Source organism: Arthrobacter sp. S39 (genome assembly GCF_004320525.1).
Classification (GTDB): Bacteria; Actinomycetota; Actinomycetes; order Actinomycetales; family Micrococcaceae; genus Arthrobacter.
The window spans coordinates 209,873-223,743 of record NZ_SIHX01000006.1 but is presented as its reverse complement, the minus strand read 5'-3'; the positions used below and the strand labels follow the sequence as shown (position 1 = coordinate 223,743).

The 13,871-nt window shown below is 67.0% G+C and carries 14 protein-coding genes; 6 read left to right on the top strand and 8 right to left on the bottom strand.

What is annotated here, in order from left to right:
* Nucleotides 1-7: 7 nt before the first annotated feature.
* The 5 genes from EYS21_RS14095 to EYS21_RS14075 all read right to left on the bottom strand — a co-directional run bounded on the left by EYS21_RS14095 (nt 8) and on the right by EYS21_RS14075 (nt 4,771).
* The gene (locus tag EYS21_RS14095) at nt 8-757 is read right to left on the bottom strand and encodes an SDR family oxidoreductase (protein ID WP_131133828.1); all 750 of its coding nucleotides are present in this window, start codon (nt 755-757) and stop codon (nt 8-10) included.
* A 95-nt stretch (nt 758-852) separates the two neighbouring features.
* Nucleotides 853-2,190: an MFS transporter gene (locus tag EYS21_RS14090; protein ID WP_131133827.1), complete on the bottom strand. Its 1,338-nt coding sequence runs from the start codon at nt 2,188-2,190 to the stop codon at nt 853-855.
* Nucleotides 2,191-2,245: 55 nt separating this feature from the next.
* Nucleotides 2,246-3,259, bottom strand: coding sequence for a biotin-dependent carboxyltransferase family protein (locus EYS21_RS14085; RefSeq protein WP_131133826.1), 1,014 nt, complete (start codon nt 3,257-3,259; stop codon nt 2,246-2,248).
* Entirely contained in the window at nt 3,256-3,981 is a 726-nt protein-coding gene (locus tag EYS21_RS14080) for a carboxyltransferase domain-containing protein (RefSeq protein WP_131133825.1), read from the bottom strand. Before EYS21_RS14080 ends, EYS21_RS14085 begins: the two co-directional genes overlap by 4 nt.
* A gap of 1 nt (nt 3,982) precedes the next feature.
* The gene (locus EYS21_RS14075) at nt 3,983-4,771 is read right to left on the bottom strand and encodes a 5-oxoprolinase subunit PxpA (protein ID WP_131133824.1); all 789 of its coding nucleotides are present in this window, start codon (nt 4,769-4,771) and stop codon (nt 3,983-3,985) included.
* A gap of 557 nt (nt 4,772-5,328) precedes the next feature.
* Between EYS21_RS14075 and EYS21_RS14070 the strand changes: the two genes are divergently transcribed.
* Nucleotides 5,329-6,249, top strand: a complete 921-nt coding sequence (locus EYS21_RS14070; RefSeq protein ID WP_131133823.1) for a LysR substrate-binding domain-containing protein — start codon at nt 5,329-5,331, stop codon at nt 6,247-6,249.
* A gap of 133 nt (nt 6,250-6,382) precedes the next feature.
* Entirely contained in the window at nt 6,383-6,613 is a 231-nt protein-coding gene (locus tag EYS21_RS14065; RefSeq protein ID WP_131133822.1) for a hypothetical protein, read from the top strand.
* Nucleotides 6,614-6,790: 177 nt separating this feature from the next.
* Here EYS21_RS14065 and EYS21_RS14060 read toward each other — a convergent pair whose 3' ends face one another.
* Nucleotides 6,791-7,468, bottom strand: a complete 678-nt coding sequence (locus EYS21_RS14060) for a 4-carboxy-4-hydroxy-2-oxoadipate aldolase/oxaloacetate decarboxylase (protein WP_131133821.1) — start codon at nt 7,466-7,468, stop codon at nt 6,791-6,793.
* A 25-nt stretch (nt 7,469-7,493) separates the two neighbouring features.
* A complete protein-coding gene (locus EYS21_RS14055) occupies nt 7,494-8,702 on the bottom strand; it encodes an aspartate transaminase (protein ID WP_131133820.1) in 1,209 nt (402 codons plus the stop codon).
* A gap of 283 nt (nt 8,703-8,985) precedes the next feature.
* Here EYS21_RS14055 and EYS21_RS14050 point away from each other — a divergent pair, with 283 nt between their 5' ends.
* Entirely contained in the window at nt 8,986-9,507 is a 522-nt protein-coding gene (locus EYS21_RS14050; RefSeq protein ID WP_131133819.1) for a hypothetical protein, read from the top strand.
* Nucleotides 9,508-9,518: 11 nt separating this feature from the next.
* Here the strand turns inward: EYS21_RS14050 and EYS21_RS14045 are convergent, their stop codons facing one another.
* Entirely contained in the window at nt 9,519-10,202 is a 684-nt protein-coding gene (locus EYS21_RS14045; protein ID WP_131133818.1) for a GPP34 family phosphoprotein, read from the bottom strand.
* Between the two features lie 144 nt (nt 10,203-10,346).
* Here EYS21_RS14045 and EYS21_RS14040 point away from each other — a divergent pair, with 144 nt between their 5' ends.
* The 3 genes from EYS21_RS14040 to EYS21_RS14030 all read left to right on the top strand — a co-directional run bounded on the left by EYS21_RS14040 (nt 10,347) and on the right by EYS21_RS14030 (nt 13,867).
* Complete coding sequence (locus EYS21_RS14040; RefSeq protein ID WP_131133817.1) at nt 10,347-11,246, top strand: MurR/RpiR family transcriptional regulator; 900 nt, start codon at nt 10,347-10,349, stop codon at nt 11,244-11,246.
* A 119-nt stretch (nt 11,247-11,365) separates the two neighbouring features.
* Nucleotides 11,366-12,277 carry an NAD(P)-dependent oxidoreductase gene (locus EYS21_RS14035; RefSeq protein WP_131133816.1) on the top strand — a complete coding sequence of 304 codons (912 nt, stop codon included), beginning with the start codon at nt 11,366-11,368 and terminating at the stop codon, nt 12,275-12,277.
* A 42-nt stretch (nt 12,278-12,319) separates the two neighbouring features.
* Nucleotides 12,320-13,867, top strand: a complete 1,548-nt coding sequence (locus EYS21_RS14030; RefSeq protein WP_131133815.1) for an aldehyde dehydrogenase family protein — start codon at nt 12,320-12,322, stop codon at nt 13,865-13,867.
* Nucleotides 13,868-13,871 lie beyond the last annotated feature (4 nt).

Sequence of the window (13,871 nt, the reverse complement as noted above, 5' to 3'; positions counted from 1 at the left end):
TGGACGGTCAGCGCCGGTCGAAGGTGAGGCCGCCGGGGACCTGGAAGGTGGGCATCAGTTCCAGCATGCCCACGTTCACGTGCCGGGGTGTTTCGATCGCGTAGTCCATGGCGTTGACGATGTCGTCAGTGGTCAGGGATTCGTAGCCCTCGTAGTAGGTCTTCCACGCCTCCTCCATGGCCTCGGGGGTGCCGCCCATGTTGCGGCCGAAGATTTCCGTTTCGACGCGGCCCGGGCAGATCTCGGTGACGCGGATGCGTTTGCCTACGGTGTCGTTGCGCAGCTGCCGGGAGACCTGGTGCACCGCGGCCTTGGTGGCGTGGTAGACGGTGTGGCCGTAGAAGTTGTAGAGCCCCGCGATGGAGCTGATGTTGATGACGTGGCCGCGGTCCCGTTCCACCATGCCCGGCAGCACCAGCCTGGTCAGCTGGAGCAGGCCGCGCAGGTTGACGTCGATGAGCTCGTCGATGTCGCCCTCGCTGGAGTCCAGGATGTTCCCCGGCCGGGACACGCCGGCGCAGTTCACCAGGACATCCACTTCAAGGTCACCGACGACGGCGGCCAGCGCCGTGGTGTCGGTCAGGTCCACCACGTGCGGGATGGCGCCGGTCTTGTCGGCGAGTTCGGTCAGGCGCGCCTCGTTGCGGGCGAGGGCATGGACGGTGAGTCCGCGCTTGGTGAGGCGTTCGGCGATCGCGGCGCCCATTCCGGTGGACGCGCCGGTGACGACGGCTGTTGAGTAGTCAGAGAAAGGCATGAAGGTCTCCTGTGGGTGCAGCGCAGTTGGTGCCCCGCAATTGGTGCAGTGCACTGCCGGCGGGGGCAGTGCACTGCGGTTCGGTTGGTGGATGCTTAGGCGTCGCGGAGCGGCTGGTGCGCCCGGTCCTTGACGGTGCTGACGGCGGCGAGGGTGCCCAGCGCGGTGATAACGGCGTAGAAGGCGGGCATGTAGATGTTGCCGGTGGAGGAAATCAGCCAGGTCATCAGCAGCGGCGCGGTGCCGCCGAAGAGCGCCGAGGAGACGTTGTAGCCCAGGCCGTAGGCCGAGTACCGGACGCGGGTGGGGAACAGTTCAACGATCAGGATGTGGATCACGGCGGTGTGGCCGGCGAAGACCACTGCCATGATGCAGGCGCCCAGGATGGCCAGGCCCATCTGGCCGGTGGCGATCAGGGCGTAGGCGGGGATGCCCACGATTGCCATGGCGATCGCGGAGCCGGCGATGACCTTCTTGCGTCCCACCCGGTCTGACAGGGCGCCCATGAAGGGGATGGCGATGCAGATGACCACGAGGCTGCAGGCGGTGACGATGAGCGCCTCGCCGATGGTGAAGTTGAGCTGCTTGCCCTTCAGGAACGTGGGCATGTAGGAGAACAGGACGTAGTAGCCGGAGCCGTTCATGAGCGGGATGAACAGGGCCAGGAGCATGGCGCGGCGGTGTTCGGCGGACTTGAAGGCTTCCTTGAGCGGGTTCTTGGACAGGCCGCCCTCTTCCTTCAGCTTCACGAAGTTGGGGGTGTCCGCGATGGCCTTGCGGATGTACCAGCCGATGACGCCCATGGGGATGGCAACCAGGAACGGGATGCGCCATGCGAACGAGCCGAAGCCGCCGCCGTCGATCGCTGCCTGGGTGAGCCACGGTGACATGGAGAACGCGACGAGCGTGCCGGTGAGCAGGGCTGCGAAGGAGGCGATCTGGGCGTAGGAGGTGATGATGCCGCGCTTGCCTTCAGGGGCGTGCTCGGCGAGGAAGGTCATGGCGCCGGCAGCTTCGCCGCCAACGGAGAAGCCCTGCAGCATGCGGAGCAGCACCAGGAGGATCGGGGCGGCGATGCCGATGGCCGAGTAGGCCGGCAGCAGGCCGATGCCCGCCGTGGCAACGCTGATCAGCAGGATGACGAAGACCAGCAGCTTTTGCCGTCCGATGCGGTCCCCCAGGAAGCCGCAGACCACGGCGCCCAGGGGGCGCACGAAGAAGGACACGGCGTAGCCGGCGAAGACGAACAGCAGCGCGTTGTCCGGGTTGCCGGGTGCCAGGAAGACAAGGGCAAGCGTTCCGGCCATAAAGGCGAAGATGCCGTTGTCGTACAGCTCGACGAAGATGCCGACGCAGCCGGCCGTAACAACTTTGCGGGTCTGCTTGGCGCTGAGCCGCTCTTGCGGCTGGGCCGCGTGCGTAGAAGTTGACATGGCTTTCCTTACTAAGGGGGATGGTAACAAGGCTTTGGATCTGATGCGAGTGTTGTTAGGTTCCGGCTGCCGGGGCGAGCTGTTGCCAGCCTGGCTGGCTGCCGATGCCGAGGAGTGCGAAGACGGTGCTGACGGTGGAACGGAGGTTTTCCAGTTCCCGCAGGGCCGCCCGGTATTTCGCTGTGGCGTCCGGGACGGTGGTCCTGCGGAAGGTTATGGTGTGGCCCGGCCGGGCCTGGGCCAGCACGTCCAGTGAGCGGCTGGTGACCACTGCGAGGACGGGGTAGCCGGCTGTGACGCCGCGGCCGCGGTGCAGGACCAGGAGTTCCTCCCGGGACGGCACCTCGATCGCTCCCACCGGGACGCCGCGGGAGAGCACTTCGGCGCCCGACTGGCGTTCCGGGAGGGCCCCGCCGAGGCGCAGGCCGATGTGGTTGCTCCGGGCGCTGACCGTGTATTCGGTGGTGTAGAGCAGGTCGGCGGTGTCGCCGAATTCCTCCACGTCGGGCCCGTCGGTGACCTCGACGACGGCCTGGCTGCTGAACTCGGGCCGGGTCAGTCCCAGCCGGAACAGCGGGAGGTCGAAGTACGGCTGTCGGATGGGTGCGACGGTTCGGGAGGTCTTCAGTTCGGTGCCTTCGGCCAGGCGCAGGCCGAATCCGACGACGGTGTCCGGGGCGCAGCTTCCGAGCAGGACGGGTGCCTCCACCGATCCGTGGACGGCCAGGTAGGCGCGCAGGCCGCCGGTGATCTGGCGCAGCGCGACTGTTTCGCCGGCCCGGACCGATACGGGTTCCCACTGCTGGCATTCGCGGCCGCCCACCGTGAGGTGCAGCGGCGCACCGGTGACGGCGATGAGGATGTCCGTGGTGGCCTTCAGGCGGAAGTCCAGGGCGGTGACCTCCAGCAGCGGGGCGTTGTCGTCGTTGCCGGCGAGGATGTTGGCGGCCCGGGCGGAGAACTGGTCGAGTGCCCCGTTGACGGGCAGTCCGAAGCGGGGTCCGCGGAAGCGGCCGAGGTCGGTGACCACGGAGTTGCCGGGCTGGAGGATGATCAGGGAGCCGCTCATCGTGCCGCCTCCAGTTTCCGGCCTGCGTAGTGCGCGAATTCTTCGGGCTGGATCTGGCGGAACCGCAGCAGGTCGCCGGGAACGTACGGAACCAGCGGTTCGCTGCCGGCGTCCAGGACTGCCAGCGGCGTCTGGCCGATGACGCACCATCCGCCCGGGGCCATCGCCGGGGCGATGACTGCCTGCCGGCCGGCGACCGCCACGGCACCTGCCGGAACGGACAAACGCGGGTCCTTCAGCCGCGGTACCGGGATCGGAAAGTCGGGGCCGTCCATCATGGGCGAACCGGCGGGGGCGCCGAGGCAGCGGATGACGTAGGACTTGGCGGTGTGCAGGGCGATGATTTCCTCGACCGGCAGCTGCTGGTGTTCAGCAACGCGTTCGAGGTCGGGGCCGTACTCGCCGCCATAGACGACGGGGACGCTGAACTCGCGGGGAGCCCGGACGGGTGCGCCGATGAAGTCGAGCTGGCGCATTCCCAGGAGCACAAAGGCGCGGACCTGGCGGGCGGAAGTGACTCCGGGGTCGAATTCCACGAGCAGGGAGTCGTACGTGGGCACGGCGCCGTGGACGCCGTCGGCCCCTGCAGCCTCCAGCCATTCGGCGAGGGCGTGCACGGTGGACCAGTTGGCCTCGCTGTTGGCGGACGTGGCGACGACGCGCAGGGCGGCGTCCCCGGACTCGAAGACTTCCACCGGGGTGGGTGTGGTGGTGGCGGGCATGTCAGGCTGCCTTCACTTTGGCGGCGAGGACCTGCGCGAGCGGGGCGATGGTCACGCCGGCGCGTTCCAGTTCGGCACGGACCTGCCGGGCCAGCTGAACGGCGCCGGGGGTGTCCCCGTGCAGCAGGATGGTGTCGGCGACGATGGGCAGGTCGGTTCCGGCCACGGTTTCGATGAGCCCTTCGCAGACCATCCGGATGGTGCGGTCCACGATGGCTGAGGGATCGTGGATGACGGCGCCGGGGCGGCTGCGGGGCACCAGGGTGCCGTCGGCCTCGTAGGCGCGGTCGGCGATGCCCACGATGCCGACCGGGAGGTGCCGCACTGCTGCGGCGTCGGCCAGTTCGCCGTCCTGGGCCAGGACGATCAGGTCCGGGCTGATGCGGACGGCGGCGTCGGCCACGGCTTCGGCGTAGTCAGCGCGGGTGGCCACCAGGTTGCCGAGGCGTCCGTGGGGTGCAATATGGGCGACGGCGGTGCCGTGGTACGCGGCGAAGGCACTGAGGGCGCCGAACTGGTACAGGATGTCGTTGCGGACTTCATCCGCGGTGAGGTCCATGGCGCGGCGGCCGAAGCCGCGGAGGTCGGGGAAGCTGGGGTGCGCCCCGATGCTGACGCCGCGGCGCACGCATTCGGCGACGGTGGCGTTCATGATGTCCGGATCTCCTGCGTGGAATCCGCAGGCGATGTTGGCGCTGGAAACCACCTCGAGGAGGGCCGCGTCGTCGCCCATCGAGTAGGCGCCAAAGCCTTCTCCGAGATCTGCCACGAGATCAACTGTGGGTCCCATGTGAGCCCTCCTGGGGTGTTGGCTGGACCTTTACGCAGCGGGGCGCAGAGGTCAGCTTCCGGTGATGAAGTGAATGCCGGGAACCTGCCCGGTTGGGGGCCTGCGGTCCGGCGGCCCGGGCTGCCGGGCATCTGCCAAAAAGTCTGGCACCGCGAATTGGCTCACACAAAGACGTAATCCATGTCACGGGATAGGCGCCGGTTATGACGGGTGCTCCGTGGAGTGCTGCCTTCATGCGTGCCACCTCGTTCCCTTCGCCAGGATCTGCCTTGCCGCCGCGGTATTGCGATTGCATTCAAGCTATGGAGTGCATATTTCAGAAATGTAAAAAGAAAGCGCCTATTCCGGTAAACACATCTTTTATGCGAAATTCGTCTGACGTCATCACAAAATTGCATGTCATCCGGGGAGCTAGAATGTACGATTAGTGAAATAGCGTTCTGGGTTCAACCTAGTGTCTGCGATGTGGATCACACAAAGACTTATTGCGTATCCCTCCACCACATCTGCTTATGACCTTTCCGGGTCCGGGACGCCGCAAACGAGAGAAGGCGGCCATGGATACGCGCAAGCTTGCGTACTTCGTCCAGATCGTGGATTCGGGAAGCATCACCAAGGCCGCGGCGACGCTGCATGTGGCCCAGCCGGCCCTGAGCCAGCAGGTGTCGGCCCTGGAAACGGACCTCAAGCAGCGCCTGCTGATCCGCAGCAAGCAGGGCGTTAAGCCCACGGCTGCCGGGCACACCCTCTACCGGCATGCCCAGTCCATCCTGCGGCTCGTGGAACAGGCCCGGCAGGACGTCGCGGCGTCGGGTGCCGCGCCGTCCGGACGGGTTTCCATTGCCATCGCGCCGTACAGCATGGCCTCGAGCCTCACGCCCCGGATCATCGGCGAAGTGGGCCGCCGCTACCCGGACATCGTCCTGCACGTCACGGAAATCTACGGCGGTGTGCTCAGCGAGGCGATCAAGAACGGCCGGCTGGACATGGCGCTCATCTACGAGCCCGGCCCTATCCGCGGCGTGCAGTTCACCACGATGATCGTCGAGGACCTGCACTTTGTGGTCAACGCCAACAGGTTCGACAAGGCCCCGGAGAACGGCGAAATCACACTGACGGACGCCGCCGGCTTTGGACTGTTCCTTCCCGAAAAGATCCACACGCTGCGCCAGGTGGTGGAAGCCGGCTTTGACAGCAAAGGACTCAAACTCAAGCTGGTCGGCGAAGTGGAGTCGGTACCGTCACTGACCCGGCTCCTGCGCGCGGACCTGGGCGCCACCATCATGCCCAAGTCCGCCGCGGACGCACTGTTCCACGAAGAGGACTTCCACGTCCTGCGGATCGTGGATCCCGCACTTCAGTGCAAGATCGCGCTGTGCACCCCGGACCATGACCCGCTCTCCGAGGCGGCATCGGCGGTCCTCCTGGTGCTGAAGGAAATGCTCCAGGAAATGCTCAGCAGGAAATATGCACGGTAGCCCGTCCATAGCATCCGCTTATTAGGCCACGCATCATTGGTCTTAGTAATGGATCGCCCGTTGATTCTAAAATTGAAGCAAGGCCGAAGAAAAGCGGCGGCTACTTTCACAAAGAATTAATTGGGAGCATTCCGTGAAAAAGATCAACACCCTTCGAAGAATTGCCGACGGGAAATTGGGCCTTATGGCCAAAACCGGTTTCCACTGCCCGGCGAACGGCTTTTGGCGTCCTGCAGACCGCTCCAAGGATCCTGTCTTTGTGTTCGAAGGCAGCATCATGCCGGCCACCGGCCGGGGCTCCACAGTCTGGTACCTGGAGGACGCCGTCGTCGGTCCTCCCACCCACGCACTCCCCGTCCGGTAGGGCTCCGCTCCGTAGAAGCCGCAGCACGAATCTCCAGCGCGAACTGGCACGTAATCCCCTCAAATCCACGATTTGAGGGGATTACGTGCCAGTTCGCGCTTAAAGGGGTGTGCGCATGCCAGTGCCGCCTCACGGGACTTCTTCCGCGCGGCGGCACTTTGTCGTTATTGGCGGTTGCTAGGCCTGTTCGACGAGCAGGCCCTTGGCCTTCAGGACCTCGGTGAGGTTGCACAGGTCGATGGTCGTGCCGCCGGCCTTGTACAGGCTGATGAGTTCGCGCTCGGCGTCGTCACGTTCCTGCGAGAGGCGGATGACTTCCTCGATCTCGTCCTTGCGGACCACTACAACGCCGTCAGCGTCGCCGCGGAGGACGTCGCCGGGGTAGATGATTTCGTCGCCGAAGACCACCGGGTGGTTGATGGGGCCGATGGTTTCCTTCACGGTGCCCTTGATGGAGATGCTGCCGGAGAAGACGGGCAGGCCCAGTTCGATGAGGTCCTGGGTGTCGCGGACGCCTGAATCGGTCACGAGTCCGGCCAGCCCCTTGGCCTTCATGGCGTTGCCGAGGACGTCGCCGAAGGTTCCGGCTTCCTCGAACTCCCCTGCCGCGGCGAGGATGACGTCCCCGGCTTCGGCGTAGTGGATGGCCACTTGCAGCATGAGGTTGTCCCTGGGGGCACAGCGGACGGTGACGGCGGGGCCGCAGAAGGACATGGCCCGGTCGATCGGCTTGATCCTGGAGCTGAGGGCGCCCTTGCGGCCCTGTGCCTCATGGATGGTGGCCGAGGAGAACTTCGCCAGGCGGCTGACGGCGTCGGCGTCGGGGCGGTCGATGGTGGTTTTGACGTGGATCATGGTGTTTTCCTTCGGTGGGTGCGGGTCAGCTAAGGGCCTGGACGGCCTTATCGATGGCGGCAATGGATTCTTCGATGATGTCGAGGCTGGTGGCGTAGGAGATACGGAAGTACGGGCCCAGCCCGTAGGCGGAGCCGGGGATCGCGGCCACGGATGCCTGGTCGAGCAGGTAGAGGACAAAGTCCTGGTCATCGCGGATGACGGCACCCTCCGGGGTCGTCTTCCCGATCGCCCCGGCGCAGTTGACGTAGGCGTAGAAGGCGCCTTCCGGCGTCGCGCATGAAAGACCGTCGACGGCGTTGAGCCCGGCAACCGCCTTGTCCCGCCGGCTGCGGTAGATCTCGACGCTGTCCCGCACAAAGCCCTGATCGCCCGTGAGCGCGGCGGCGCTGGCGGCCTGGCTGACGGACGACGGGCACGAGGAGATCTGGGACTGGAGCTTGTTGATCGCGGCGATCAGCGGGGCAGGCCCGGCCGCGTAGCCCAGCCGCCATCCGGTCATGGCGTAGGCCTTGGACACACCGTTGACGGCAAGGATGCGGTCCTTCAGCTCGGGAGCGACTTCCACCAGGCTGGTCAGCCGGCCTTCGCCGAAGTAGATCTGGTCATAGATTTCGTCGGTGAGGACGTAGACGTGCGGGAAGCCGGCGAGGACGTCCGCGAGCGCACGCAGTTCCGCCGGGGAGTAGACGGCGCCGGTGGGGTTGGAGGGTGTGTTCAGGATGACCCACTTGGTGCGGTCATTAAGGGCTCCGGTGAGGGCTTCCGGGGTGAGCTTGAAGCCCACGTCCTCGCCGCAGGGCACAACAACGGGGGTGCCCTCGTTCGCGAGCACCATGTCCGGGTAGGAAACCCAGTAGGGGGCGGGCACAATCACTTCGTCGCCGGCGTCCAGGGAGGCCATGCAGGCCGTGAAGATGACCTGCTTTGCGCCGCCGCCGATGGTGATCTCGGCCGGGGTGTAGTGCAGGCCGGTGCGCAGCTCGATGGTCTGCAGGATGGCATCCTGGAGCGCGGGGGTGCCGGTGACGGAGGTGTACTTGGTCTCCCCCTGGCTGATGGCTTCGACGGCCGCCGCCTTGATGTGCTCCGGGGTGTCGAAGTCCGGCTCGCCGACCGTCAGATCCAGGATGCGGCGGCCTTCGGCCTTCAGCTCCCGGACACGGGCCGCGGCGGCCACACTGGCGGAGGACTTGATGCGGGATACCCGCGTTGCAGGTACAAATTCAGACATGGTCTCTTCCTAGGGGCTCAGGAGAAAGCGGTACTCAGTTCCTTCGACACTAGGGAATTCCGGCGGGTCTGGATAAGACCTAAAGTGCGTGGACGGATAAGCGTCCCTTATGGCTGGCGGGTACGGCCGCGCCGGAATCGCCCTGAATTCGCGCCGGCACCGCCGTCAGCCACACGTTCCGGTTATGGCTCCACGCACTATTGGTATTTCCGCGGCCGGGCCGTTCTGTCTAGCCTTCTACGTAAGCCGGCCCGCTCAGCGGGATCCCAACCGAGGAGTGCATTTGGCCTTTACGACCCATGCCGACGGCGGCGGCTACCGTTACCGGGGCAAGCGGAAGCCTGACACGGCTGCTGTCCAGGCGGACCGGATCCGCGCTCAGCTCCGGGAGGAACGGCAGCGGCTCTCCTTCAACGCCAGCAGCATCCGGTCCCTGTCCGTCCGGCTGAACCAGCAGATCGCCCAGGCGCTCTGCGACGGGATGAAGGTGACCCGCCTCGCCGGCGCCGCGGAACTCTCCCGCTGGGCGGTCCGCACTATCGGCCTGTCGTCCGAGGACCTGTTCCCGTCCGGCCTCCCGGCGGAGCAGCACCTGGCAGCCATCAAAGAACTGAAGCTGGAACTGGCACAGCTGGAACAGTCGAAAGCCGTCCTTGAGGGGCGGCGCGCGAAACTCCTCGCCACCGCCCGCCGGCTCGGGGTCATGGATGACTACGAGCTCGCCGCGCTGAGCGGACTCCAGCGCGAGGCGATCCGGAAGATGACCTGGGGCCTGCAGCCAGCGCCCGTCAGCAAGGCGGGTTAGCCGCCGTCCAGTCAGGTCGCCGCCTCTGCCTCCGCCAGCCTGATCATCCGGAGTTCATCCGCCACCGCGCGGGACGGCCAGTGTTCATGCGCCAGCTCCCTGGCCCGGCCCTGATCTGCACCCGGGAAGGCCTTGCCGAGCAGCTCCGCCGAGTACAGCAGGCCCACCAGCGCCGCGGTCCGGGGATCGGTCGCCACAGAAGGTGACATCCCGCCGTCGGACGTTCCCTGCCCGCCGGCAGTACCGCCGAGCGCGCCCCGGATCTTCTCCAGGAGCGCCGCTTCCGGTGCGTGGTTCTTCTCCGGGTACCGGGTGGTCCTGAACAGGCCGAGGTGCCGTTCGCCCACATGGTCCACGATGCCCAGCGACGCCATGCCCTCATAGACCCGGTGCAGTTCGGCTCGGCTCTCCAGCATCGAGACCCAGCGCTTGGGCGTGTGCGGCCGTGACTTCTCCCGGATGAGTTCCAGCTGGTGCTGGAAGTCCGTCGCGGGGGCGGCGCCGGTGGCCCTCACATGCTTGCCCTGCAGCTCGATTGCGCCGAGCAGATCCAGTTCTGCGAGGATCGCCCCGGCCAAGCCGGCCTTGAGTACGGCCTGCGGCACGTCGGGCTCGCCGTCCTTGTCGTTCGTTGCCAGGAGAAGGAATGCCTGGGGAAGGCTTAGCTCCCCGGCCTCCGGTTTTTCAGCGTTCATACGATCATGGTGGCCCTGTTCTGCGCCCACCACAACGATGATTTACAAGCCGGAAACCAAAAACTCTTTCCGCAATCGATATTGCAGAGTACAGTTATTGCAATCAGCCTTGCAGAGTGAGCCACGTTACAGAAGAGGTCCGGATTGAACACCAACGCAGTCGATCTTGAAGCCAACGCGGCAGGCGCCACCAGCGCCGGGAACCTCACCCACGCCTGGCTCGGCGACGTGCTGCCGGACGTTCCGCTGTCCAAGGCCCAGAGCCGGGTGGTGGATGTGATCGGCCGCAACCCGCAGCTTTCCTCCTACGCCGACATCGCCGAAATCGCCCAGCGCGCCGACGTGAACAACTCCACCGTAGTCCGCGCAGCCCAGCACCTGGGCTACCGCGGCTGGCCGGACCTCCAGCGCGAACTGCGCTCCCGCTACCTGGTGATGATCTCCACCGAGGACACCCTGACCGAGCACGGCGAACACCGCAGCCCCCTGCACGACGCCATCAACCATGACATCGAAAACCTCCGGCTCACCCTGGACTCCAACACGGCCGACGACGCCGAGGCCGCCATCGCTGCCATGGCCGCCGCCAAGTCCATCACCGTCGTCGGGCTTGGCTCGTTTGCCGGCCCCGCCAGCGTGATGGCACACCTCGGCTCCACCATGGGCTACCCCATCTCCCTGGAGAACCGCGGCGGCGTGCACCTCGCCTCCAGCACCAACACCCTCGGGCCCGGGGATGTCCTGGTGGTCATCAACATGTGGCGCTCCATCCGGCAGATCATCGTCACCGCCGAGGCCGCCAAGGAGGCTGGCGCCACGGTCATAGCCATCAGCGACATGCGCCGCGGCCCCCTCGCAGCCGCGGCGGACCACCTCCTGGTGGTGGCCTCGGAAGGGATCTCCTTCTTCCAGTCCGTCACCGCCGCAAGCTCCCTGATCTACGGCCTGCTTGCGGGAATGGAGGCGGCGCACCCCGAACGCAGCCGCATCGCCATCCGCCGCACCCAGCAACTGTGGAAAGACCTCGACATCTACCTCGACTGACCCCCTTTCCCCCGCGCCCAACCCAACGCGGGGTCACTTAGTGCCCAATATTGGGCGTTTATTAGGCCAGAAGTGACCCCGCGTTGGGTCCCAGCCCCACAGACTCCAGGAGCAGTTTTATGAACACCAACACCGACCGCCGCGTCGCCGTCATCGGCCTCGGCGCCATGGGCGGGGCGATGGCCGCCACCCTCCACCGCGCCGGCTGGGACGTCACCGGCTTTGACCCGTTCGACGGCGCCCGGGCCGCGGCCGCCGACGCCGGGATCAAAACCACTGCCAGCCTCGAAGACGTCGCCGGAACCCCCTATGCCGTCCTCTCCCTCCCCGCGGCCAGCATCGTGGAAACCACCGTCCCGCAGCTCCTCGCCGCACCGGGCACCGTCGCGATCATCGACACCACCACCTCCGAGCCCGCCACCAGCAAGCACATGGCAGAACTCGCCGAAGCACAGGGGGCAGCGTTCGTGGACGCGCCGGTCTCCGGCGGCCGCGACGGCGCAGCCACGGGATCGCTCAGCGCGTTCGTTGGCGCAACCGACGCCGCCCTCACAGCTGCCGAGCCTGTCCTGCTCGCCCTCACCGGGGGCAAGTACAGCCACATCGGCGGCCCCGGCAGCGGCAACGTGGTCAAGCTCCTCAACAACGTCCTGGCCGCGGCCAACCTGGTCTCCGTGGGTGAGGCCCTCGGCGTGGCCAAGGCCTACGGCATCGATCCCGCCACGGCCGCGGCCAGCATCAGCGAAGCCTCCGGCGGCAGCAAAGTGTCCGCCAACATGTACCCCAACTGGGTCCTCAGCGGCACCCACGATTCCGGCTTCTCCCTCGGCCTGATGGCACGCGATGCCGCCCTCGCCGTGGAGGTCGCCGCGCAGATCGGCGAAAACCCGGCGCTGCTCGCCGCCGTCGCCGGCCAATGGCAGGATGCCTTGGCCGCCCTCGGACCGCGCGCCGACTTCACCGAAATCGCCCGGACCGTGGCCCCGGCCATCACGCCCGCCGGCGCCCCCGGCACGAGCCCTGCCGCCTAAGCAACCCCTCCCCCAGCCCCCCAGCTCCGAAGGAACACCACATTGAGCATCACCACAGCACCCACCTCCTCCTCGGCAGCCACCGCCCGGACCGTCCTCGACGCAGCCTTCCCTTCAGGCCTCGGCGCATTCGTTGACGGAAAAGTCGTCACCGGCAACGGCGAGGCCATCACCCTCACCGCTGCCGCCACCGGCGAACCCTTTGCCACCTACGCCGACCCCGGCGCCGAGGGCGCCCACGCCATCCTGGAAAGCTCGACGGCGGGTGCGGCAGTCTGGGCCGCGCTGAACGGCTTCGAACGCGCAGCCATCCTCCGCAACGTCAGCCGCGTCGTCGAAGCGCACGGCGAGGAACTCGCCATCCTCGAGTCCGCCACCACGGGCAAGCCCATCCGCGACGCCCGCGTCGAAGCCGCCAAGGTGGCCGAAATGTTCGGCTACTACGCCGGCTGGGCGGACAAGCTGACCGGGCAGACCATTCCCGTTCCCGGCAACTGGCACACCTACACCGAGCGTGTCCCGTGGGGCGTCGTCGTTGCCATCACGCCCTGGAACGCTCCCCTGTTCACGGCCGGCTGGAACTCAGCCGCCCCGCTGGCCGCCGGCAACGCCGTGATCATCAAGCCCAGCGAATTCACCCCGGCCTCCTCGGTCCGGCTCGCCCAGCTGGCCCACGAGGCGGGGCTGCCGGCGGGCGTGTTCAACGTCGCCGCGGGGCTGGGCCAGACCGTCGGTGCCATCCTCACCACCGACCGGCGGGTTGGCAAAGTCAGCTTCATCGGCTCCGTCCCCACCGGGCGCCGGGTGGCGGTCGCGGCAGCACAGGCCGGCATTCCCGCCCTGCTGGAGCTCGGCGGCAAGAGCGCCAACATCGTGTTCGCCGACGCCGACCTGGACCGTGCCGCGGACGGCGCCATCTCGGCGATCTTCTCCGGCGCGGGGCAGTCCTGCGTCGCCGGGTCCCGGCTTCTGGTGGAGCGCAGCGTGCACGCCCGGTTCGTCGAGATGGTCGCCGCGAAGGCCGCCCGGCTGCGCGTGGGCGACCCGCTGAGTGCGGACACCGAGGTGGGCCCCATCATCACGGCCCAGCAGTTCGCCACCGTCAACACCCTCATCGAGGCCGGAATGCACGACGGCGGCCGCCGGGTCACGGGGGCCACGCTTCCGGACGCGCTGGCCGGGTCTGCACTGGCCGGCGGGCACTGGGTCATGCCCACCCTGCTGGACGGCGTCACGCCGTCGAACCGCCTCGAAACCACGGAGGTCTTCGGGCCGGTGGTGGGCGCGGACGCGTTCGACACCGAGGCCGAGGCCATCGCCCGGGCCAACAACACCAGCTTCGGCCTGGCCGGTGCAGTGTGGACCTCGGACGTTTCGCGTGCCCACCACATTGCCCGCGAGGTGAAGGCCGGCACGTTCTGGATCAACTCCTACAAGACCATCCATGTGGCCGTCCCGTTCGGCGGCTTCGGGGATTCGGGCCACGGCCGCTCCTCCGGCCCCGGCGTCCTGGACGAGTACACCCAGACGAAGGCCATCTGGGTGCCCACCCGCGCGGCAGGTTCCCCCTTCCCGTCGCTGTCCTACTAGCGTC